Below are 22,248 nucleotides of genomic sequence, written 5' to 3'. Positions count from 1 at the left end.
CAGACAACGTTCGACGAGAGCGCCCAACGGTGCAGATCAAACGAAAGCACGACCGGCGACCGCAGCGATGCTACGCTGCGCAAAAACGCATCGCACCGATGCGGAAATCGCCGGTCCCGTCGACAGGTTGTCGATGCTATAGGATTTCGAAAACCGCTTCGACTTCGACCGCGACACCGGTCGGCAGCGCGGCAAAACCGAGGGCGCTGCGGGCGTGATAACCATCGCCATCTTTGCCGTACAATTCGTGGAACAGATCCGATGCGCCGTTGATCACCAAATGCTGATCGGTGAAATCGGGAGCCGAATAAACGCAGCCCAGCAGCTTGACAACCTTCAATCCGTCCAGCGTTCCGTGCGTGTTGCGAACCGAGCGAAGGATCTTTTCAGCGCACTCGCGGGCAGCTTTGTAGCCCTCTTCGACCGACAAACCACCGCCAAGAATCCCCTTGATGTCGCTGACGTGCCCCGAAGTGATCAACTGGTTGCCACTTTTGATGCAGAGATTCAGATAGCCGTTTGGCTGATCGCTGAGGTCGATTCCGAGGTCGATTGCTTTCTGCTGGGCTGACATAATAGAGGCTTCTTTCGTGAAGTCGAGAAAGGGTGGGAAGTTTGGCACGCCGCTAGCCGGCGAAAAGCTCGAACGAAGAGGATACCGCCCAGACGCCTTTCTGCCAATCCAAGCACAGTTCTTCACCTATCTTTGAACCCCGTCGCACCCCCAAATTTGGCAAACCCAAGGGGGCTGCGCTCTCCCTCAAGTCGCCACCGTCATTCTTCGGAAAAGCATCCACCAAACCTACGCGGGCCGGTCGTGCAGATCGGTCCGTGTCGCTACATCGCAATGCTGTGACAAACCGTCTCAAATCAAAATGTTTCCGCGCCGACAGATTCCGGTTACACTCGGGAGTTCGACGTATCCCCCAGCCGTCCCGAACCCTCCAAAAATCCCCACCCTCATGACAAATCAAATGCTCCCTCGTCGTCAATTTATCGCTCAGCAAGCATCGCTTGCGTTGCTCGGTTTAGGAGCGTTGCCTCTTGCCGCGGCAGCGGCGGAGAGCGAGTTCCCGGTTCGCAAAATCACCAGCGGGCCAAAGCATCACTGGTTCGGCTACTACGACAAACTGCAGTTCGATCCCAGCAACCGGTACGTGTTGGGAATGCAGGTCGACTTTGAACACCGTTCGCCAACCGCCGACGACACGATCCAAATCGGGATGGTCGATCTGGCCGACGGCGATCGCTGGATCGAGCTTGGCGAAACGAAAGCCTGGTCGTGGCAACAGGGTTGCATGCTGCAGTGGCTGCCTGGATCGGACTCCGAAATCATCTGGAACGATCGCAGCGGCGACCGCTTCGTGTCGCGGATTATGGATGTTCACACGAAGAAAACCCGCACGATTCCGTACCCGGTCTACAGTGTCAGCCCCACCGGCAAAACCGCCGTGACCGCCGACTTCCGCCGCATCAACGATGTCCGTCCCGGATACGGATACGCGGGCCTTCCCGATCCGAACGCCGAAGTTTTGGCTCCCGACGATTCGGGTATCCAACAAGTCGACCTCGTCACCGGCGAAGCGAAAACGATCATTACGATCGCCGACATCGCGCGGACCGGCGCCATTCCGAAACCGGAATTTGGAATCAAACACTACTTCAACCATCTGTTGTTTAATCCCGATGGTTCCCGATTCATCGCCTTGCACCGCTGGCGTTATCCCAATGGCTCTCGGTTAACACGCATGATTACCGCCAACGTCGACGGAAGCGATCTGCGGATCGTCTGCGGCAACGGGTATACGTCTCACTTCATTTGGCGAGACAACACGCACATCCTCGCCCAGTCGCGCCACTTCGATGGGAACGACAATTGGGCCAACTTCCTGTTTGAAGATGTCGATGGCGGAGGCGACGTCCGCGAAGTTGGCCGCGGCGTCCTGGATGGCGGCGGGCACCTCAGCTATCTGCCTGGCAACAAGTGGATCCTCAACGACACCTACCCCAAGGGGAAGGCGCGTCTGCAGACCCCGCACCTGTTCGAAGTCGCGACGGGGCGACGGATCGATCTGGGCGGTTTCCACCTGCCCCCGATCTACAAGGGCGAGTGGCGAGTCGACACGCATCCGCGGCTATCGCGCGACGGCAAATTCGTCTGTATCGATACGCCTGCCGAGGGCGAAGGCCGCCAACTGCATCTGATCGATATCAGCAAAGTCGTCGGCTAAAAAATACGTGGCCTGCCGCGATCAATCCAATGTTCAAGACTCAGAAACCCTGAGTCTGCTTGGACAAATCAGAGCCTGCCAATCGATAGACGTGGAAAGATTGGCAGTAGAGGGTTCCATCGCGCAAGCTTTGCGTACACGTCTCATCCGGCAAAGTAGGACAACGTCTCGCTTCTAGCCCATTGCCGATGCGTGCCAACGGGAGCAGCAGCCTGCACGCAATGAACAGTTTCGAGCGACTGCGTTAGAAATAGTCGACGAATGGATGTAACGCCACCAAGAGTCACTCAAGATCGTCCGGTTGGATTAGACGCGCGCCGTGGAGGACACGTAGAATTAAGACGCCCTTCGCCTCAGCTTGATAAAAAACAAGAAAGCGTTTTTTGACGATCGAACGTCGCGTACCCGGTCGCAAATGCTCAACGGCTTCACCGGTATGTGGGTGCGCAGCGAGCAATTGGAAACGTTCATCAAAGGCATCCGCCAAGGAATCTGCATTGAGCGGGCTTTGCTGCTCAACGGCAACGTAATGCCAGATCTCCGCAAGGTCGTCTTGAGCGGAGGCGGTAAGCCGAATCCTCGGCATCAGTCTTGATCAGAGCCAGAGAAACGTTCGCGACCGAGGCGTTTCATCGCATCGGGATTCCATTCAACAATCCGACCTGCGGTGATGTCTTCATCGGCCTCGCTTAGAGCCTCGCCGACCCGACTATCAACCAGCGCCTGTAAGTTGGCGATATCATCCAACCGAACCAAATAGACAGGGCCGCCGCCGGTATCGCCGTCGATGCGTACAGGCCCAACCGGATGTTTGTCGAGAGCACTGCGGATTTCTGGAGTCATTTGCGGTTTCATGATCCAAGTATACCCGACGCGTGCTCGCTAGACCAGCAAATCCGTACTTCGATCCGCCACGCCGCTTACGCAGCAACAGCAATACCACTCACCCGACCGCACGGGCAGTAAGGGACGATCGGTGCATGTCCCTTTCTGCCGCTGAGTTTGCTTGCGCAGTCTCGTCATACCATGCAAGACGGACAGGCGATTACCCATCGAATTTCAAGCGTTTCGTCGCTATTTGACGAGATTCAGCTTGGGGGCTTTCCATGTGCCATCCAGTGCCGCTTCGGCGGGCCAGTAGAGCCGCATGTACATCGCAAACGGGCCCTTGGGAGCGGGCAGCCAATTGGACTCCCGTTCCTTGCCGGGAGAATCGTTTTGGATGTAAAGCGTGAGTCCGCCATCGGCGTCCTTCTTCAATTCGGGCAGCATCGGCGAGTTGATGAGATAACGATCGATGGGGTTGGCCACCAGCAGACTCTGGGGCTGATCGTACATCGTCAGCGACCAAAACGCCTTGACCGGCGGAAGCTCTCCCTTCGCGAAACGCAGCGTATAACGATTGGCACCATTCAACGGATGCCCCGCGGAATCGACTTGGTAGACGGGATACATCGCCTCCTGCTTGGAGTTACCATAGATGCCGATGGTCGCAAGCCAGCGGTACAGGAAGTTGTTCTTCAAGTACTCGCGGGTGCCGAAGCAATCACCGGGAGTGATCTTTCCGGCTTCCAGCAGTTTGGCGTCGCCAGCGTAAGCTTCCCAGGCATCGGCCCGCCCCTGCTCGATGGCGGTCTTCAATTCGGGTGACAGTTTCGCCGGATCGAAGCTCTTGCCCCCTTCGATGCCAATCTTGGCGAAGCGTTTCCGCAGCTCGACTTCGGTCGGATCGACCGGGCAATAGCCGAGCACGAAATTGAGGACATTGAAGAATTCAAGCGACGTCTTCTCTTCTTCCTGAGTCAGCGGCTTGGCCCAATCGACGGCCGGTGCGGCTGGCGGGGTGGGCGTGCCGAGGAATGCCGACAGCGGTTGAACCTTGTACTTGGCCTGGATCTTTTTGACGTTGTCAATGTCCGCGGGATTGAACAACTGGGTTCGAAAAACAACCATGTCGAAATCGGTCTCCGACCGGATCACCTGCTTGATGCCAGCAGGCTTGTCCCCCTTCCAATTTGGACCAGCGACCAGGAAATTGCCGGCGTTGTTTCCCGTCGCACGCGAACCGACGTAAGCGAAGTTGAACGTGTAGGCGTCGATGAATTGGACGCTGTAGTAGCGGCTCTTCTCGATTTCCGGAACGCTGATCACGATCGGCTCGGCTCGCAGGTCCAGCCCCACGAACGAGTAGGGCGTGTCCGAATTAGGAGTTTGGATTGCGGTGTCGGCCGGCGTGTAGACAGCCGGAATGTTCTTAATCTGGTTCCACGGTGCCTTGTACGATTTATCGTCCTTGTCGACGAAGTAGGCGTACTGAATCCGATAGCTGTCGACCAACGGGTAGCCGTAAATGTAAGCTTCCTTGGCAATCGCGCGCGCTTCTTCGGGCGTGACGTCTTGCGCCTGCCCCGAGGAGGATATAGCAAACACGGCGACTGCCGCCAGGAGAGCGGTCAGGTGTTTTCGAGTCATCGATTCATTCCCTAAGTAGAAGTTTTGGTGGTTCGAAGTGTTAATGGTTGTTCAGTTTGAAGATCGTGGTGGTGAGTTGGCTCGCTTCGGTCCCGCTACGGACTAAGGCGACTTCGCAGGTCCAATCAACGGCGTCCGCACCGGTTTGGCCACGCCGAAGAAAACCACGGTGGTGTTGCCGGCAAAGCCGGTTGAGAGCGCCCGGTCGGGAACTTGTTTGAACCCGGCAAGTATCTGATCCCAACTGTTCGCAACCCAGACGTTGCCGGCGGGATCGCCTGGAGCGTGATTCTAAGGGCAGGACCTATCGGTGCCCTCTACCCAAAACGATGAGATCTTGTGTTCGCTCGACTGCAAATTCGAGCCATGAAAGCAGAGAAGAAAAACAGTTCACTCTAGAAGCAAAGCATACCGCGAACTCCCGACTTTGACGTCAGACGCGAGCCAATTACTGATAACATTATCGAGGTCGACCTCCTATTATTCATTGCATGAATAGGCTAGGCGAAAGTCGATGACCGGCAGTTGATCTCTTATTGCTCCCGCTTTCCCTGCCCTTTTGGCGAACAGACAGGAGTATTGCGGGCAGATAGATTACCGCTTGCGTTCACCCTTTACCAGCTTTTTTTTTCGGCGACGTGTTCCAGCGGTGATCTTGGACAGCCGATCCGACACGCCACACAAGACGCTAAGCGTCGGCGGTTTCACACGCGCAGACTCCGCGGAGAACTTGCTGGCTTACCATCGCAGGGCGAATTTCAGGTATCAGCCGGCACGCGCCCAGTGTCCGGTTTCCTCGGACAGCGCCGCGCTAACGTGTGGCGACTAGACTGTCTTAGCAAAAACTTAACAGCCCTATCACCTGCCTTCTTACGCTTGCGGTTGCGTTTTAAAGATCGCGACGATGTCTTCGAGGATCAGGTACAGGCAGGGGATCAGGACCAGGACGATCGTGGTGGAGAAGAGGATGCCGAAGCCGAGCGAGATGGCCATCGGGACGATGTATTGAGCTTGCAGCGATTTTTCAAAAATCAACGGCAACAAGCCGCCGAAGGTGGTCAGAGTCGTCAACAGGATCGGGCGGAAACGACGCAGGCCGGCTTGGGAGATCGCTTCCAACGCGGTGCAGTCCTGCTTGCGACGACGGTTGGCGTAGTCGACCATGATCAGCGAATCATTGATCACGACGCCCGAGAGCGCGATCACACCCATCAGGCTGACGAGCGAGATGTCGTAGCCTAACCAAATGTGTCCCAGGACCGCGCCGACGATTCCGAACGGGATCGCGACGAGTACGATCAGAGGTTGCACGTAGTCGCGGAAGGCGATCGCCAACAGCGAGTAGATCACCGCCAAGGCGAGACCAAAGTAGCCCCACAGAGTCGATGTCGCGCGACGCATCTCGGCATCGCTACCTTCGAAGCTCCACGTGATCCCTGGGTAGTCGCGCCGCAGTTCGGGCAGAGCTTCGTTTTTGATCGCGGTGATAACCTGCGTGATCGCACGCTTCGGTTCGACGTCCATGCTGACGCGAATCGCGCGGCGGCCATCGCGTCGGTTGATGCGAGAAAAGGAAACTTCCTTTTTCAACTCGGCAACATCCAACAATGGCACCTCGGCGCCGCTGGGAGTGCGAATCACCAGATCTTCCAAATGGTGAAGGTCCTCGCGTTGCTCCTCGGGCAACTTAACTCGGACCTCGACTTCGTTGGTCCCACGCAGCAACCGCAGGGCCAGCGAACCGAAGAAAGCACCGCGAAGCTGTTCGCCCAACGATTCATCGGTCAGCCCCAGTGCCCGGCCTTCAGGACGCAGGTGGAAGTCGTATTGAGCTTTGCCGCGGTTGTAGTTGTGGTTGACATCGCGAACGTACGAATATTGTTCCACTCGGCTGACAAACGCTTCGGAAGCTTTCTCAAGCACCTCGATATCGGTGTGGCTGAGCGCGATGCTGATGTCCCGTCGATGCCCGCCGGGCCCACGTTCGGCTTCGAAGGTGACCTGGTCGACACCCGGCAGATCGCCGATCGAATCGCGCCACAGTTCGATGACTTCATTGGCCGTCATGTCGCGTTGGTCGGGCGGCCGCATCACAATCTCAACGTCGATAAAGTCTTGCCCGCGAACGTTGGTTTTGATTCCCTCGGCTACTTCGTACAAGTTGTGTTCTTCGAACATTCGCAAGCTGGCTTCGGTCACGACGCGTGCGATCTCCGCCGATTGATCCTGCGTCGTTCCCACGGGCATCCGCACACCGGCTTCGATCTCGTCGGCGGAGACCTCCGGCATCAGAATCATGCCCATGTGAGCACTCGTCGCGTAGCCGCCGACCAGCAGAAACAACCCGACGGCGACACAAGCCGTGACGTAGCGGAATCGCAAGCACAGCCGCAGCACCGGCCCGTAAAGCAGCTCCACCACGCGATTGAAACTGCGACCAAAGGCTTGTTGCCCGCGATGCAGAAACTGCGTCAACCAGAACGTGCGTCGGACCGTTGGCGTGTGGGCCAAGTGAGCGGGCAGGATGAAGAGCGATTCGACCAGCGACAGTGCCAGGACGATGATCACCACCACCGGCAACGGGCTCCAGAACTTTCCGGTTTCGCCGGGGATGAACATCAACGGCACAAAGGCGACGATGTTGGTCAAGATGCTAAATACGACCGGCGAGGCGACTTCACGCGTTCCATGAATCGCCGCTCGCTCCAAATCGCGAGCTGTCTGCCGTTCTTCGTAGACGTTTTCACCAACGACCACCGCGTCATCGACGACGATGCCCAGCACCACCAGAAACCCGAACAGCGAAATCATATTGATGCTGATGCCAACCAGCGGCAGGAACAACAGGCCGCCGATAAACGAAACGACCATCCCCATCATGACCCAGAACGCCAGACGGAATTCCAGGAACAATGCCAGGATCACCAACACGATGACAACCGCCTGCAGGGCGTTTTTGGTCACCAGTTCCAAGCGGCGACGAAACTCTTCCGCATTGTTGCGGTCGATTCGCCACTGCACGCCCGGCGGCAGCACGCTTTCAAAATCGCTCATCGTCTTTTCGACAACGTTGGCGATGTCGATAGGCGACTGTGAACCGACGCGGTAAATATCGAGTTCCACCGAAGGCGTTTGGCTGAACTGCGAGTGAAAGCCGACCTCTTCGAAGCCATCGCGAATCACCGCCAGATCGCCCAGCGTCACCGAGGGACCGGCGCGACCGGAGACGACTTCGATGTTGGCGAATTCGTCGGCCCATTGCTTGCGAGCCTTCACGCGCAGCAGGATTTCCCCGGCGCTGGTTTGCACCGAACCAGCGGCCACATCCTGGCTGGACGTGCGAATAATCTCAGCCACTTCGGGCAGGGTCAGCCCGTATTCGCGAAGCTGTTGCCGAGGGATTTCGATGTGCGTCACATATTGTGGAACGCGTCGCAGTTCGACTTGCGTAATCTCTTCGGTCGACAGCAGCGTGTCGCGCAGTTGTTCGGCGAGTTTGCGGAGTGCCCAGACGTCGATCGATCCGTAGATCGACACCTGCATGACTTCGCGTTGGTCGGTCTGCAGTCGGACCTCGGGCTGTTCGATCTGATCGGGGAAGGTCCGGATCCGGCTGACCGCTTGGTCGATATCCTGGAACGCTTTCATCCGATTCTGGCCGGCGACCAATTCGATCAAGACCGTGCCGCGTCCCTCGCGGGCTTCGCTATCGATCCGCTGGATCCCATCGACGCCGCGGACCGCCCCTTCGATCGGACGCAAGATTCCCTGCTCGACTTCCGCCGGAGACGCGCCGGGGTATCCGACCTCGATCTCGACGATATCTAGCTGCGATGGCGGGAAGACCTCTTTTTGCATCGAGATCGCCGACCAGATGCCTCCGCCCAACAGGATGAACATCAGCAGATTAGCGGCGATCGAATTGCGAGCCATCCACGCGATCGGGCCGCTCGTTTCCGAGGTCTCCGCATCGATCGGTTGGTCGTCGTTCGATTCGATCTCGTCGGCAGGCTGGCTCACTCGCTCGCCTCCGCGGTTTTGGTGTCGCCGGTCTTGGTGTCGCCGGTCTTAGTGTCGCCGGTCTTAGTGTCGCCGGTCTTAGTGTCGCCGGTCTTAGTGTCGCCGGTCTTAGTGTCGCCGGTCTTAGTGTCGCCGGTCTTAGTGTCGCCGGTCTTAGTGTCGTCAGTCTTGCTGTCGTCGGTCTTGCTGTCGTCGGGCTTGCTGTCGTCGGGCTTGCTGTCGTCGGGCTTGCTGTCGTCGGGCTTGCTGTCGTCGGTCTTGCTGTCGTCGGGCTTGCTGTCGTCGGGCTTGCTGTCGCCGGTTTCCGCATCTTCCGCCTCCGCGGGGGCGTCGACCTTGCGAAGCTTGACGCCGTTGGCGACGGTCGCAAGCGTCGTGGTCACGACTTCATCGCCCGTCTCCAGCCCGCTGCTGATGTAGGCAAATTCTGGATCGCGAAACTCGATCTCCGTATCGCGGATCTCCAGTTCTCCATCTTTCATCACCCAGACCGTGTCGCCATCGTGGACGTATTCACGGTGCAGTCGGACCACGTCGTCGATCTCTTTGCCGGCGATCTCCACTTTTAACAGCGAATCGAGGATCAACGGCGGCACGTCGGACTCCAGTCCCAATGGATCTTCGACAACCACCAAGACGCGTGCCAGTCGAGTCTGTTCATCCAGCGAGCCAATCATCCGCTCGACGCGGCCGACGCGATGCACTTCGTGTCCCCATGCATCGGGATTGTGCAGGATGGCTTCGGAACCGTGTTGCTTATCGCTAGAGAATCGCACCCAACGCAAATTGCGAATCGGGACCGCTGCCATCACCCAATACTGATCGATGCCAACAAGTTGCCCCAACTCATCGCCCGGTTCGACTTGGGAACCGACGTTGACGGACCGGTCGAGAATCTGAGCGTCGAAGGGAGCCAAGATTTCGGTTCGATCCAAATCGAGGATAGCGCGTTCGACAGCCGCTTTGGCGGCGTTCAACCTCGATAGCAGCGACGCCGATTGGGGTTCTCGCAATACCAGGGCGGCGTTGACCTTGCCAATCGAATCGCCCAACAGGTCCAGCTCTTGCTTGGCCAGTTTCTTGCGTCCGGACTCGATTTCCCAATCGGCTTCCACCTGTTCCAATTCACTTTTGCGAATCGAAACGGTGTTCTCGAAGTCGGCCGGATCGATCTGCATCAGCAGTTCGCCTTCGCGAACCATGCCGCCGGGAGCGAAGGAGGGGGAGAGCTCGAGCACTTGGCCGCGAATTCGCGGGCTGAGCACAATGTCCTGAGCGGGGCGAACGGTCCCCAGCACCACCAGATTCGGCGAATAGGTGTCGCGTTTGACAACGATCGTTTCGACCAGAGCCGCCGATTTGCGTTTGGCGTTGATCTGCTGTGCTTCGGGTTCGGTCTGGTAAATCCACCACACCCCAGCCGCAGAACCTGCCAGGATCGCGAGACACAGGATCATATTGGCAAGGAGACTGATCCAGCTACGGCGTGGTCTGGAATGGCCAGCTTCACTCATTTAAATCGAATTCTTTGGCGGGCTTCACCGTGCCACTTCCGGCCGCCGGCGAAGGCAATTCTGTAGGGGCGGGAGATGCGTCGACTGGCATCCCGGCAGGAGGGGGCAATAATTCGCCCGCGTCGCTATCGTCGAAATCAGTATCTGAGGTTAATCGCGGGGCGTCCAAGAGCAACCCATTGTTTTCAATCGGCCGCGTGTCGAAGGCGCCCGCTAGAGCCAAATACAAACCGATACGGATCTGGATTAGATCCAATCTGGCAGACAGAAGCGATCGTTGCAAGCTTTGGCGAGACTGAGCAGCGCTGAGAACGTCCAAGTAACTGGTATTACCGGTAATAAAGTACTGCAGCAGCTGCTGAGAGGCGAGTTCCGCACTCTCGAGCTGAGCTTCCAGCAATTCGATCCGCTCGATCTGCCGACGCTCCAGCGCCAACGCATCTTCGACTTCCTGCAGCGCGATCAATGTCGTTTGTCGGTATTCGCTGAACCGCTGCCACACGACAGCCTGCGTCCTGGCGACTTCGGCGCGTCGCTGGCCGCCGTCGATGATCGGGCCGATCAATTGTCCGCCGAGCGAAAGGAACCAGTCCCGGAAAAGCGTTTCGGGATTCTGAGCCGAATTGACAATCGAAGCTCCGAGGTTCAGCCGCGGGTATTGATCGCTAACGGCGGCAGCCACATCTCGGTCGGCTGCGGCCAAGGCAAAGTAGGCGGCGCGGACATCGGGGCGGCGATTCAGCAGATCCGCGGGCAGACCGGCGAATGGCATCGGCGGGAGTTCGGGCAATTTGTCGCCCGGTTGGTACCTGGCGGTTTGCGGCGGTTGCCCGGTGAGCACCGCCAGCTGGTGTTCGAGCACTTCGATGCCGGCCCGCACGACAACCATCTGCTCCATCGTCGATTGCACTAACTGTTGCTGACGCAAAACGTTGGGGCCGCCTTCGCCGACTTCCGCATACCGCAACTCGACGGCTTTCAAGCCCTCCCGGTTCGTCTCGACTTGTTCTTCGAGAAGCTTTATCTGAGCGTAGGATTCGATCAGCGAGTACCACGTGCGGGCGACCTCTGCGGAAAGTGACAGTGCAACCGCTTGATAGTCCGAACGAGTCGCATCGGTCCGAAAGCGTTCGGCGTCGACGCGCGAACGAATTTGTCCAAACAGATCGACCTGGTAGCTCGCATCCAGCCCCCACGTCATCTGCGATGCATCTCGCCCCGGTCCAAATGTACGCGACGACTCAGAAAATCCGTTCACATCCCAGCACCAATCCGACGCAGCGATCCGCGTCACCGCTTGAGCGGCTCGCAGGCGACTGAGTGCGACGGCGAGATCAAAGTTGTCGCCGAGAGCCAAATTGACTTCGCGATCCAAGCCGTCATCGTCGAACGTCGTCCACCATCGCTCCGGTGCAATCGTTTCGCCACTCTCGGACATCGGCGGCAGCGAACTAGCAGCGAAAGTAGGCATCGGCCCTTTGCTAGCGCAGCCAACCAACACCGCTAGCGGCAACAACAGCAGCAAAAGCATCACCACCGCCGCGAACGAGGTGGCGATGCCACGGCGGTAGTCCGCGGCGTCGGCAGCCGTCACTAAGCAATTCGACCGATAGTTTGAGCGCCGTTGGTCTGCCACGTGATTCGCCATGGATTGCTAGCTAAAATTCCTTCAATCGCGACGTTCCCTACGATCGGACGCCGTCTACTTGTTAGCTCGACCTTCCACGCCCCCCACTTGCCCGTTTCCCCAAAAGCCCTCAGTCACCCACGATCTTGCCCAGACTACCAAAAGTCACATCCAACAATCCCCTGAGCGTCCCCCAGCCAAGTCCTAACCGAAGTCGTCGAGACTTCCGGTTCCACACAACGCACTCCTCCGAAATTCCTGCCGGCCTGTTGACTTAATCGCATGCGAACTCCTTGAATTAGCCGTTTGGGCGTTAGCCCCGGTTTAGCGGTGCTTGAACCGGGGCTAACGCCCAAACGGCTGATTAAATCAACAGGCCGTTGCCGAGTTTCGCTACGAGATGTTTTTGTAGCGCAGCCCGATAGGCCCCAATCGTTTAACCGCGGTGGCAACGCCCCGCGCGTTGGTGCCGCGCGACACCCGGGCGGAACCCAATCGTTTAACCGCGGTGGCATCGCCCCGCACGTTGGCACCGCGCGACGCGCGGCCGGAACCCAATCGTTTAACCGCGGTGGCAACGCCCCGCGCGTTGGAACCGCGCGACGCGCGGCCCGCTGGGCACGCGGTTAAACGACAACGGCGGCTACCTTCGTCGATCCCTGCGAAAGAAACCGCAGCGGAACCCAATCGTTTAACCGCGGTGGCAACGCCCCGCGCGTTGGCAACGCGTGACGCGCGGCCCGCTGGGCACGCGGTTAAACGAAACGGCGGCTACCTTCGTCGATCCCTGCGAACGAAGCCGCAGCGGCCCCCAATCGTTTAACCGCGGTGGCATCGCCCCGCGCGCTGGCACCGCGCGAAGCGCGGCCCGCTGTGCACGCGGTTAAACGAAACGGCGGCTACCTTCGTCGATCACTCCGAAAGCAACCGTAGCCGAATGCCAATCGTTTAACCGCGGTGGCATCGCCCCGCGCGTTGGAACCACTTGACGCGCGGCCCGCTGGGCACGCGGTTAAACGAAGAGCACTCCCCCAAAACTCTTTACGAGTTCCGCCACGAGATACTTGCCCCGCGACCAGATTCCTCAGGGCTTTTGTGAATCGCCAGCTTTCGCTTCGATGGCGGCAACGATCGCATCGGCGGTCGCCAGCATCCCTTTGTCGCCGGGATGAGCTGCAACGCCGGCGTGCTCAAAATACTGTTCCGCACTGGCCCGATTCGACATGTCCTGCCCCAGCGCCTGGATGTCGATGAACGTCGCCCCGGCATCCGCGGTCGCCTGACGCATGATGCCATCCTTGGTTGGATCCGGCCAAAACGAACTGCGGACAAAGATCGCCGGATCGCCATGCCGCTTTAACTCAGCGAGCAACCGAACGAACGCCGCCGGACCGTGAAGCGTAATGCTGTTTCCCAAGTACAGCACCTGCGCCGCCGACAACGCACCTACTCGAGCCTCACCAACCGCAGGCTCCGCAGCGCCAGCAGTTGTGGCAAGAACCAAAGCAAAAACAACAAACGTCCGACCAATTTCATGGGGATGATTCCGATGCGAAAGCGGCAAGCGAAAGGACGTCGCAGAACTTTTTGGTTTTACATTCCACGACGGAGTCTAAGTTTCGTAGACCGGATTGGCGAAGTCAATTTGATTAGATCGAAGCACGGGTAGCCAGATTCGTTTCCGGCGGTTGGTTAGAACGCGACGCCTAGCCGTGTGTCGTCTTCGTCAGAATGCGATACCAGGCCGTTGGGTTTTTGCCAAAATGATAGGGGCAGAATGATGAGGGCAATGGAGATAGAGAGAGGACTGCTCGATTCCCAACGCAACTCCCCAACACATAGTCCTGCCGTCCCCTGCAACGATGGCGCATCCCCAACCGCTCATTTTGCGCGCGAATGTCGTCCTGTAAATCATTCAGCCCCCCATCATTCTGCCAATGTTCCACGGCTGCACCAAAGTGCAGCACAACCATTCGAGATCCGGCACTTCGTCAGAATGCGATCCCAGACCGTTGGCTTGTTCGCAAAATGATGGGGGCAGAATTTGGAGGCGGATTACTGCGAGAGAGGCAGGGGGCAGCAATTCTCTTTAGCGGCATGCGACGAGCTATCTTGCCTGCTGGCGATCACATATACAGTTCCTGTCGGACGTCGCTCTGCGTTTGGTCGCCTCGCTCGCTCTGTCGCCGCTTGGGTCATGACACTATTTCATTGACAACATGTCCATGCACGTCGGTTAGCCGGAAACGCCGGCCTTGATATTTGAAGGTCAGCCGTTCGTGGTCGATGCCCATCAAATGCAGGATGGTCGCATTAAAATCGTGAACGTGAACGCCTTTCTCGGTGATGTTGTATCCGAACTCATCCGTCGCACCGTACGAGATCCCTGGCTTAATGCCACCACCGGCCATCCAGGTCGTGAAGCAGCGAGGATGATGGTCGCGGCCGTAGTTGCCCGGCTTCAGCGTTCCCTGCGAATAGGGTGTCCGGCCGAACTCGCCGCCCCAAATCACGAGCGTGTCTTTCAGTAAGCCGCATTGCTTTAAGTCTTTGACCAACGCCGCAGACGCCTGGTCGGTCTCTTTGGCTTGGCCGGCAATCTGTTTTGGCAGATTGGAATGCTGGTCCCAGCCTTGATGGTAGACCTGTATGAAGCGGACATCGCGCTGCGCCAGCCGCCGAGCCAACAAACAATTAGCTGCGAACGTGCCGGGCGTCCGCGCGTCTTCGCCGTAGGCCTTGAAAGTCGACTCGGGTTCGTCGGCAAAGTTTGCGGCGTCGGGGACGCTGGTTTGCATTCGATACGCCATTTCATATTGCGCGATCCGCGACTCGATCTCTGGATCCAGCTCTCGTTGAAACTGGTGGCGGTTCAACTGGCCGATCACATCCAACTGGGATCGCCGACGGCTTGAAGAAACACCTTTCGGGTTCGACAGGTACAGCACCGGATCGGCACCTCCGCGGAATTGAATTCCTTGATGTCGCGAATCCAAGAATCCGCTGCCCCACAAGCGTCCGTACAGCGGCTGACCTCCTTGATTGGACGACACCAACACGATGAACGATGGCAGGTCCTTGTTTTCGCTGCCGAGCCCATAAGACATCCACGCCCCCAGCGACGGACGGCCCGCGATCTGCGATCCGGTTTGGAAAAATGTAATCGCCGGGTCGTGATTGATCGCTTCGGTGTACATCGATTTGACAAAACAAACATCGTCGACGATCTCGCGATGATAGGGCAGCAGCTCACTCAACCACGCCCCCGACTGACCGTGCTGAGCGAACTTGAATTGCGACCCAGCCAATGGCAACGACGACTGGTTCGCCGACATCCCCGTCAAACGCTGTTGCCCGCGAATCGAAGCTGGCAGTTCGCTGCCGTTGCGTTGGTTCAACAGCGGTTTGTAATCGAACAGATCATGTTGAGCCGGCCCACCGGACTGACACAGATAAATGATCCGCTTGGCCTTCGGCGCGAAATGAAGTCCTTCGCTTTCCACCAGCGAATCGGCTTGATCCACCGCGGCGTGAGCGTTTTCCTTCAGCAGGTTCGCCAGTGCTGCCACCCCGATTCCGGCGGCACCACGACGGAAGAAGAGTCTACGATTGACGGAAGTTGCGTCGGTAAAAGTAGTGGTCATGGTTATCGTTTCCAGATCGTGGCATCGAGATTTAGAATCGCCTGGCAGGTGACAGTCATCGCCGCTAGGTCGATAACCGACGCGTCGCTTTGCAACGGCGAATCGCCGAGTTCCAACAGCGTTCGGGCGGCCGGTTCGTGTTCGGTGAAGTAGGCGCGTTCGTGATGGAACAAGCCGCGGAGCAGTTCGGCTTCCGTTTCGTCCGGTTTGCGGCCCGTCAACCGCTGGAAGGCTTGGCCGATTCCGGCGTCCACGTCCGATGCGTTCAACGTGTTTTCCGCCAGCACGCGAGCGGCTTCCACAAACTGCACGTCGTTCAGCAGCACCAGCGCCTGCAGCGGAGTATTCGTCCGCGTCCGCTCGACCGTACAAACCTCCCGCGTGGTCGAATCGAAAGCCAGCATGTTCGGCAGCGGAACGGTTCGCTTCCAGACCGAATACATTGAACGGCGATGCAACGACTTGCCCACCGACTGCTGCCAAGCCGGCGACATCCCATTCGCCTCCCGCCACAAATCTTCACCGGGCTGATAGGGCGAGACCGGCGGACCACCAAGCTGCGGATTCAACAGGCCACTAGCGGCGAGCGCAAGGTCGCGAATCTGTTCAGCCGAATAACGATGCGCCGGTCCGCGGGCTAGCAACCGGTTCTCGGGGTCGGCGGTCAACTTATGCAACTCAATGGCCGAGTCCTGTCGATAGGTGGCCGACAACACGATATTGCGGCAAGCCTGCTTAACATCCCAACCGCTGTCGATAAAGTCGCGAGCGAGCCAGTCGAGCAGTTCGGGATGCGTCGGCAATTCACCCTGCAAACCAAAGTTCTCAGGCGTCCGCATCAACGGCGATTCAAAGAACCGCCCCCAGAGATGATTGATCGCAACACGCGCGGTCAACGGATGCGATGGATGCGTTACCCAACGAGCCAGCCCCAGCCGATCGCGCGGCAAGTCGTCCGAAAACGGAAGCGAAAGACTTGCCGGGATATCGCGGATCACGCGCGTCGTTTCGTCTGTCGGTGCATCGTATTCTCCGCGTGCCAGCAGATGTGTTTCGATCGGCGCGTCGAGTTCAGACATGACGGGGATTTCATGCATGACTTCCTCTGCCATCACGACCGCGTGACGCGCTTCAGCCAGCTGCGTGAACGTTTCGCGACACGCTTTATCGATCGCCGAAACGTAATAGGCTTCCGTCGCTCGCCCCGATCCGCTGGCAAGCAGCCGCAGCTCCGGCGAAGTCAGGTTGCGGGTGTACAGACGCACGTCATCGATCAAGCCGCCAGCGAGCCCACGCGCTCGAAAACGCTGCCCGACGACAAACTCGCCGCCGTGGTCGACCTTCACATTGGCACTCTTCTTCATCTCATCGCGCAGAACAGTTGTTTCCAGCTGCTTGCCGTCGAGATAGATGCGCTGCCCTTTTGCCGTCGATGATCCGTCATAAGTCGCAGCCAACTGAAGCCATTGATCCGCCGGAATAGGATCGGTCGTGCGAACTCCGATCGCGTTCCCCGGCCAAACTCGACCCATCCGTGATTCCACGTGACCGTCGACAATAGTCAGGTCCCAGCCGTTGTAACCGCAGTCGGTTCCGCGTGTGTGGTGTGCGATCAGACTACGCTGCGCCGTTCGCCGAGTCTCACGCAAGGTGACGACCACGCTGAATGGCGTCCAGCGATCGAGCGGATCGATGCCATGCACCGTCACGCCACGCTCGCCATCGAGCGACAACGCCCGTCGCGAGACTTTGCCGCTGTTTTGCACGATATCTGCAGCGTCGTCGGCATCGATGCGCGGGATCGCTATTTCTGGCACCTCGACCAATTCGGGCATCGGAGCCCAACCGCGATCGCCCTCCGAGGGGTGATAGATTTCTTTAATCGCATCGTCGAAATCGCTGTCGAACGAGATCGCGACACGCAGATCGGGAATCGTCAGCGACTTCCCCTCGACCAACGCATCGCGCCACGCTGACCAACGCGGCGTGGCGGCGTCGACCTGCGATTGATACGTCCGCTCCGCCGCGGCGAGCTGCGTTTTCGCTTTTGCCAACGCCGCCGATTGTTCCTCGGTTGGCAACAGCATCGACGGACACGGCACCTTTTCGGTTCGGTCGTAAACACCACTCTCGTCGATCGAATTGAAGAAGGCCGAAAGCGAATAATAATCGCGCATCGAGATCGGATCGTACTTGTGATCGTGGCAGCGGCAGCACTCCATCGTCAGCCCAAGCACCGCCGTTCCGAACGTGTGGACGCGGTCGGCGACGTTTTCGATTCGCCATTCCTTAAAGACGGCGCCCCCTTCGTTGTTCAACCGGTGGATCCGGTTGAAAGCTGTCGCCAGCCGTTGGTCCGTGGTCGGAGCGTCCAACAAGTCGCCGGCGATTTGCCAAGTCAGGAAGTCGTCGTAAGGCAGGTTTTCGTTGAACGCCCGAACGACCCAGTCGCGATAGGGCCATTGCGTGTTCAATTTGTCCGATTGGTAGCCATACGAATCGGCGTATCGCGCCAGGTCCAACCAGCCAACAGCCATCTGTTCGCCAAAGGCTGTCGATTCGAGCAGCCGGTCGACCGCGGCGCGATAGGCGGCTTCGTGGTCTGTTTCACACTGCGATTCAAAACGACCAATCTCCTCGGGCGTCGGTGGCAGCCCGGTAAGGTCCATCGTGACGCGGCGCAGCCAACGCAGCGGCACCGCCTCGGGGTTCGGTTCCAGCTTAGCCGCTTCGATCCCCGCCAACACAAAACGGTCGAGCGTCTGCCGGGGCCACTTCGGCTGTTGCACCTCAGGCACATCGATCGACGCTGGCAACAACTCAAACGCCCAATGCTTGGCGTAAGGTGCACCGGCTGCGATCCACCGCTCCAACAGATCCTTCTCCGCTTCGCTTAGCGAAAGGTTTGAATGAGGCGGAGGCATCACCGTGTCGCGATCAGCGCTGCGAACGCGGTCGACCAGATCGTCGGAATCGAGCACATATTCGGCCTCTTCGCGGAGATCCAGTCGCAAGTCGGCTGCCCGCGTCCCTTCATCGGGGCCGTGGCAGTAAAAGCACTTGTCAGACAAGATCGGACGAATGTCGCGATTGAAATCGATTTCAGCTGCGTTGACAGGCGATTGGGCTGCCGCCGACAGTCCCCACAACAATGCGAGGATGGCGATTGGTTTCTGTTTCATAACGGTTTGCTACCCGGTGCGAACTGGAGTGTCGTCTGCAATTATGCCGCGGCACCCCAAGCAATTCTTGTACGCCGCGATCAAGTTGGTGTATAAAACCGGCATGAAAAAGACAGCTTCACGGAATCGTTTTTTTGAACGTCTCGATCCCAGCCAGCAACCGCTAGCGTTGTTTGATCTGCTGCCCGACGTCTCATTTTTCGTGAAGGATCGCCGCGGGCGATTCATGGCTCTCAATCGCCGCGGGTGTGAATATTGCGGCGTCGTTTCCGAACAGGCAGCGATCGGTAAAACGGATCACGACTTCTTTCCCAAGACGCGAGCCGACACTTACCGCGAAGACGATGAGCAGGTGATGTCGTCCGGCGAAGCGATCGTCAATCGGATCGAAAGTGCCCCCGAGGACGCCGGTTCGCCGCGTCTGGTCGCAACCAGCAAGATCCCGCTCCGCGACCGCCGAGGACGCGTGATCGGCGTCGCCGGATTTTCACGCCAGATCGAACGCATCCAGTCGGGAACCGCCGACGCGATGGCCGAAGTGATCCAGTACATTCACAACCACTTCACCGAGGCACTCTCCAGCGAGGAACTCGCGACGATGGCGGGGCTATCGGTCAGCCACTTCGAACGCCGCTTCCGGTTGGCTTTTGGCGCCTCGCCACGACAGTACCTGATACGCGTTCGGATCGAAAACGCTGCCACCAAGTTGCGCAGTAGCGATCAAAGTATTACCGCGATCGCATTGAGTTGCGGATTCTACGATCACGCCCATTTCAGCCGCAGTTTCAAGAACCTGATGAACATGTCACCCTCGGCCTATCGAACAAAAACGCAACACGTCCATGAAACCAAGAAGACCGAACGGCGACGACGGTGATCACGGCGGCATCCCCGCAGGCGTTGAGGCCTGGACTCAGCAGGACACAGGGAATGATCGATTCCCAATCTTGCCGGCTCGCGACGTTAACATTGCGTCTAAAAGACACTGACGATTTAACGACATGATCAAACCAGGCGTATGCCATCGCTTTCGATGGTGATCACTCGCTGCTTGAACAGGCCACCGATCGCCTTTTTGAATTGTCCCTTGCTCATGCCGAAAAGCTGAGCGATCTGTTCTGGCGGTGACTTGTCATGAACCGGAGCAAACCCGTTGTGATCGCGCAAATAATCTTGAATCACTTGGCTGTAGCTGTCGCGGATTTCTTGACCGCTTTTTAGACTCAGGTCGATCTTGCCGTCGTCGCGAATATGTTTGATGTAACCGCGAATGCTCTGCCCAAAACTGATCCGTTGATCGACTTCGTCTTTGTACAGCAGCCCCCAATGACTCTGATCGACGATCGCTTTGTAGCCCAGTTCGGTGCTGTTTCCGATGATTAAATCGACAGCCTGCTGCGGGCGGAAATCGTGTTGGTCATCCTCCTCCACAATCTTATCGATCTTCGACGTCGCGGTGATCCGTTCCTGGTTATCCAAATAGAGGTGGACGATGTAGGATTTCCCGACGACCATCGGACGATGCTGTTCCCCAAACGGAACCAAGACATCCTTATCCAATCCCCAATCCAAGAACGCCCCGACCGGTGTGCAATCTTTGACTTGCAGATACGCAAACTCGCCCAACTCCGCTTTGGGCGTTTGCGTCGTCGCGATCGGCCGCTCTTCCGAGTCGAGGTAGAGGAAAACCTCGACAGAATCACCGGGCTCTAAACCAGGAGGTGTATGTCTGTTGGGGAGCAGGATCTCGCCGAGATTTTCGGCGTCCAAATAGACTCCAAATTCCGTCTCTTTGAGCACCTCTAAAGTGTACGTCCTGCCGATTTGAATCATGAACTTGAGCCTTCAGTGCTTGTCGCCGATGGTGGGCGGGAGCCAATTTATTTGTAGCGTTGGGTAAACGTCCCCCATCGCCGAGCAGACAGAAATGTCCGCCAGCGATGCCCCCCTCCAACGGTCGCGGCAACGCCGACGCAGCAAGACGCTTCGACAAAGAACAGGGTTGGACGCGAGGTTGCCGCACTCATAATAGTCGACAGCCTTGCGGCAGAGGAAGCCACAGCGGATCAGCACCAGCCGACACAGCCTTTCGCAGCGACGTATCGAGGTATTGTCGAAAGTCGTGTTCTTGAGTGAATGAAAAAGGTGGCGCATCCTGTTGGAACTATCACCCTCCAACGGCCCGACGTGGGCAAAGGAATACGCCATGAATCAGACTAAAGCAGATCGAACCGACGTGCCAGTGGACAACCAGATCGATCCCGAAGTGGTTTCCTTTCGAGCGCAGTTCGACCAGCGAAGCCCGCTCGACGAGATTGTCCGCGAGGGAGCCAGACGCATGCTGCAAGCGGCGATCGATGCCGAAGTCGAAGCCTTTATCTCCTTGCACGCGGATCGAATCGACGAGCGTGGCAGAAGGCTCGTCGTCAAGAACGGCAGCCTGCCGGAGCGAAAAATCCTCACCGGTGCTGGCTCCATCGCGGTCACTCAAGGTCGAGTTCGCGACAACGCTCCGGATCGCAGCAAGCGAGTCACATTCTCGCCCAGCGTGCTGCCAAGCTACCTGCGCAAGACCAAAGCTATCGAAGAACTGATCCCTTGGCTGTACCTCAAAGGCATCTCCACGGGCGATTTGGGAGAAGCGCTTCAATCGCTCGTGGGCGAGCGGGCTGCTGGCCTGAGCGCGAACGTCGTCTGTCGTCTCAAAGAGCAGTGGTGCAGCGAGTACGACGACTGGAGCAAACGCGATCTCTCGGGTAAGCAATACGTTTACGTCTGGGCTGATGGCATTCACGCGAAGGTCCGACTGGAAGACGATGCCAACAAAAAGCAGTGCTTGCTGGTGCTAATGGGAGCAACTCCCGATGGGAAAAAGGAACTGATCGCCGTCCTCGATGGCTACCGTGAAAGCGAACAAAGCTGGAGTGAACTGCTCATCGATCTCAAGCAACGAGGCCTGAAGATGGCTCCGAAGATCGCCATCGGTGACGGTGCGTTAGGCTTCTGGGCGGCGATTCGGAAAGTGTTTCCCGAGACCCGCGAACAGCGCTGCTGGGTCCATAAGACGGCCAACGTTTTGAACAAGATGCCCAAGAGCGTGCAGCCCAAGGCGAAGGGTGACCTGCACGAAATTTGGCAAGCCGAGACGAAGGCCGAAGCGAACAAAGCGTTCGATCACTTCCTTGAAAAGTACGGTGCGAAATACGCTCCTGCATGCGCGTGCTTAATGAAGGACCGTGACGTGCTGCTGGCATTCTACGACTTCCCGGCGGAGCACTGGAGTCACCTCCGAACGACCAACCCGATCGAGTCCACGTTCGCGACGATCCGGCTTCGCCATCGAAAGACCAAAGGAAGTGGAACCCGGCGAGCAAGCTTGGCGATGATGTTCAAGCTCGCCCAATCAGCATCCAAGAAATGGAGACGCCTGAACTGCCACGAAAAGATCACTCTCGTCACCGAAGGGCGTTCCTTCAAAGACGGAATCATGCAGGATGAGATCGCCGCCTAATTCAATTTCTCAAAACACAACAATTGACAATTACTCCGACGTATCAG

Annotated in this window: 14 protein-coding genes; 3 read left to right on the top strand and 11 right to left on the bottom strand. The window is 57.9% G+C overall.

What is annotated here, in order from left to right:
* Positions 1 to 136: 136 nt before the first annotated feature.
* Entirely contained in the window at positions 137 to 574 is a 438-nt protein-coding gene (locus CA51_RS11140) for a RidA family protein (protein ID WP_145120536.1), read from the bottom strand.
* A gap of 388 nt (positions 575 to 962) precedes the next feature.
* Here CA51_RS11140 and CA51_RS11135 point away from each other — a divergent pair, with 388 nt between their 5' ends.
* Positions 963 to 2,231, top strand: coding sequence for a hypothetical protein (locus CA51_RS11135; protein ID WP_231746129.1), 1,269 nt, complete (start codon positions 963 to 965; stop codon positions 2,229 to 2,231).
* Positions 2,232 to 2,514: 283 nt separating this feature from the next.
* Here CA51_RS11135 and CA51_RS11130 read toward each other — a convergent pair whose 3' ends face one another.
* The 9 genes from CA51_RS11130 to CA51_RS11090 form a co-directional block, all read right to left on the bottom strand.
* Positions 2,515 to 2,817, bottom strand: a complete 303-nt coding sequence (locus CA51_RS11130) for a type II toxin-antitoxin system RelE/ParE family toxin (protein WP_145120532.1) — start codon at positions 2,815 to 2,817, stop codon at positions 2,515 to 2,517.
* Positions 2,817 to 3,074: a hypothetical protein gene (locus CA51_RS11125; protein ID WP_145120530.1), complete on the bottom strand. Its 258-nt coding sequence runs from the start codon at positions 3,072 to 3,074 to the stop codon at positions 2,817 to 2,819. The genes CA51_RS11130 and CA51_RS11125 overlap by 1 nt, the downstream gene beginning before the upstream one ends.
* A 231-nt stretch (positions 3,075 to 3,305) precedes the next feature.
* Complete coding sequence (locus CA51_RS11120; protein ID WP_145120528.1) at positions 3,306 to 4,703, bottom strand: DUF1254 domain-containing protein; 1,398 nt, start codon at positions 4,701 to 4,703, stop codon at positions 3,306 to 3,308.
* A gap of 870 nt (positions 4,704 to 5,573) precedes the next feature.
* Positions 5,574 to 8,636: an efflux RND transporter permease subunit gene (locus CA51_RS11115; protein ID WP_145124125.1), complete on the bottom strand. Its 3,063-nt coding sequence runs from the start codon at positions 8,634 to 8,636 to the stop codon at positions 5,574 to 5,576.
* Between the two features lie 83 nt (positions 8,637 to 8,719).
* Entirely contained in the window at positions 8,720 to 10,180 is a 1,461-nt protein-coding gene (locus CA51_RS11110) for an efflux RND transporter periplasmic adaptor subunit (protein ID WP_231746127.1), read from the bottom strand.
* Positions 10,181 to 10,229: 49 nt separating this feature from the next.
* Entirely contained in the window at positions 10,230 to 11,831 is a 1,602-nt protein-coding gene (locus tag CA51_RS11105) for a TolC family protein (protein ID WP_197451755.1), read from the bottom strand.
* Between the two features lie 1,117 nt (positions 11,832 to 12,948).
* The gene (locus tag CA51_RS11100) at positions 12,949 to 13,368 is read right to left on the bottom strand and encodes a hypothetical protein (RefSeq protein WP_231746126.1); all 420 of its coding nucleotides are present in this window, start codon (positions 13,366 to 13,368) and stop codon (positions 12,949 to 12,951) included.
* Between the two features lie 691 nt (positions 13,369 to 14,059).
* Positions 14,060 to 15,508 carry a DUF1501 domain-containing protein gene (locus tag CA51_RS11095; RefSeq protein WP_145120522.1) on the bottom strand — a complete coding sequence of 483 codons (1,449 nt, stop codon included), beginning with the start codon at positions 15,506 to 15,508 and terminating at the stop codon, positions 14,060 to 14,062.
* A 2-nt stretch (positions 15,509 to 15,510) separates the two neighbouring features.
* Positions 15,511 to 18,690 (bottom strand): DUF1553 domain-containing protein, encoded by a 3,180-nt coding sequence (locus CA51_RS11090; protein WP_145120520.1) that lies wholly within the window; start codon positions 18,688 to 18,690, stop codon positions 15,511 to 15,513.
* 28 nt (positions 18,691 to 18,718) lie between these two features.
* On the opposite strand from CA51_RS11090, the gene CA51_RS11085 reads away from it, so the two are divergent.
* Positions 18,719 to 19,567, top strand: coding sequence for an AraC family transcriptional regulator (locus tag CA51_RS11085; protein ID WP_231746125.1), 849 nt, complete (start codon positions 18,719 to 18,721; stop codon positions 19,565 to 19,567).
* 128 nt (positions 19,568 to 19,695) lie between these two features.
* Here CA51_RS11085 and CA51_RS11080 read toward each other — a convergent pair whose 3' ends face one another.
* Positions 19,696 to 20,523 carry a CvfB family protein gene (locus tag CA51_RS11080; protein ID WP_145120515.1) on the bottom strand — a complete coding sequence of 276 codons (828 nt, stop codon included), beginning with the start codon at positions 20,521 to 20,523 and terminating at the stop codon, positions 19,696 to 19,698.
* Positions 20,524 to 20,896: 373 nt separating this feature from the next.
* Here CA51_RS11080 and CA51_RS11075 point away from each other — a divergent pair, with 373 nt between their 5' ends.
* Entirely contained in the window at positions 20,897 to 22,201 is a 1,305-nt protein-coding gene (locus CA51_RS11075; protein ID WP_231745712.1) for an IS256 family transposase, read from the top strand.
* The last annotated feature ends 47 nt before the right edge of the window (positions 22,202 to 22,248 follow it).

Source organism: Rosistilla oblonga (genome assembly GCF_007751715.1).
In the GTDB taxonomy this organism is placed as follows: Bacteria; Planctomycetota; Planctomycetia; order Pirellulales; family Pirellulaceae; genus Rosistilla; species Rosistilla oblonga.
This window is presented reverse-complemented; position numbering and strand designations above follow the sequence as displayed.

Excerpts from the sequence above, each read along its gene's own strand:
- CA51_RS11140 (WP_145120536.1), bottom strand. The coding sequence starts at position 574 with ATGTCAGCCCAGCAGAAAGCAATCGACCTCGGAATCGACCTCAGCGAT.
- CA51_RS11135 (WP_231746129.1), top strand. The coding sequence starts at position 963 with ATGACAAATCAAATGCTCCCTCGTCGTCAATTTATCGCTCAGCAAGCA.
- CA51_RS11095 (WP_145120522.1), bottom strand. The coding sequence starts at position 15,508 with ATGACCACTACTTTTACCGACGCAACTTCCGTCAATCGTAGACTCTTC.
- CA51_RS11090 (WP_145120520.1), bottom strand. The coding sequence starts at position 18,690 with ATGAAACAGAAACCAATCGCCATCCTCGCATTGTTGTGGGGACTGTCG.
- CA51_RS11075 (WP_231745712.1), top strand. The coding sequence starts at position 20,897 with ATGAATCAGACTAAAGCAGATCGAACCGACGTGCCAGTGGACAACCAG.
- CA51_RS11125 (WP_145120530.1), bottom strand. The coding sequence starts at position 3,074 with ATGACTCCAGAAATCCGCAGTGCTCTCGACAAACATCCGGTTGGGCCT.
- CA51_RS11080 (WP_145120515.1), bottom strand. The coding sequence starts at position 20,523 with ATGATTCAAATCGGCAGGACGTACACTTTAGAGGTGCTCAAAGAGACG.
- CA51_RS11110 (WP_231746127.1), bottom strand. The coding sequence starts at position 10,180 with ATGATCCTGTGTCTCGCGATCCTGGCAGGTTCTGCGGCTGGGGTGTGG.
- CA51_RS11120 (WP_145120528.1), bottom strand. The coding sequence starts at position 4,703 with ATGACTCGAAAACACCTGACCGCTCTCCTGGCGGCAGTCGCCGTGTTT.
- CA51_RS11130 (WP_145120532.1), bottom strand. The coding sequence starts at position 2,817 with ATGCCGAGGATTCGGCTTACCGCCTCCGCTCAAGACGACCTTGCGGAG.
- CA51_RS11115 (WP_145124125.1), bottom strand. The coding sequence starts at position 8,636 with ATGGCTCGCAATTCGATCGCCGCTAATCTGCTGATGTTCATCCTGTTG.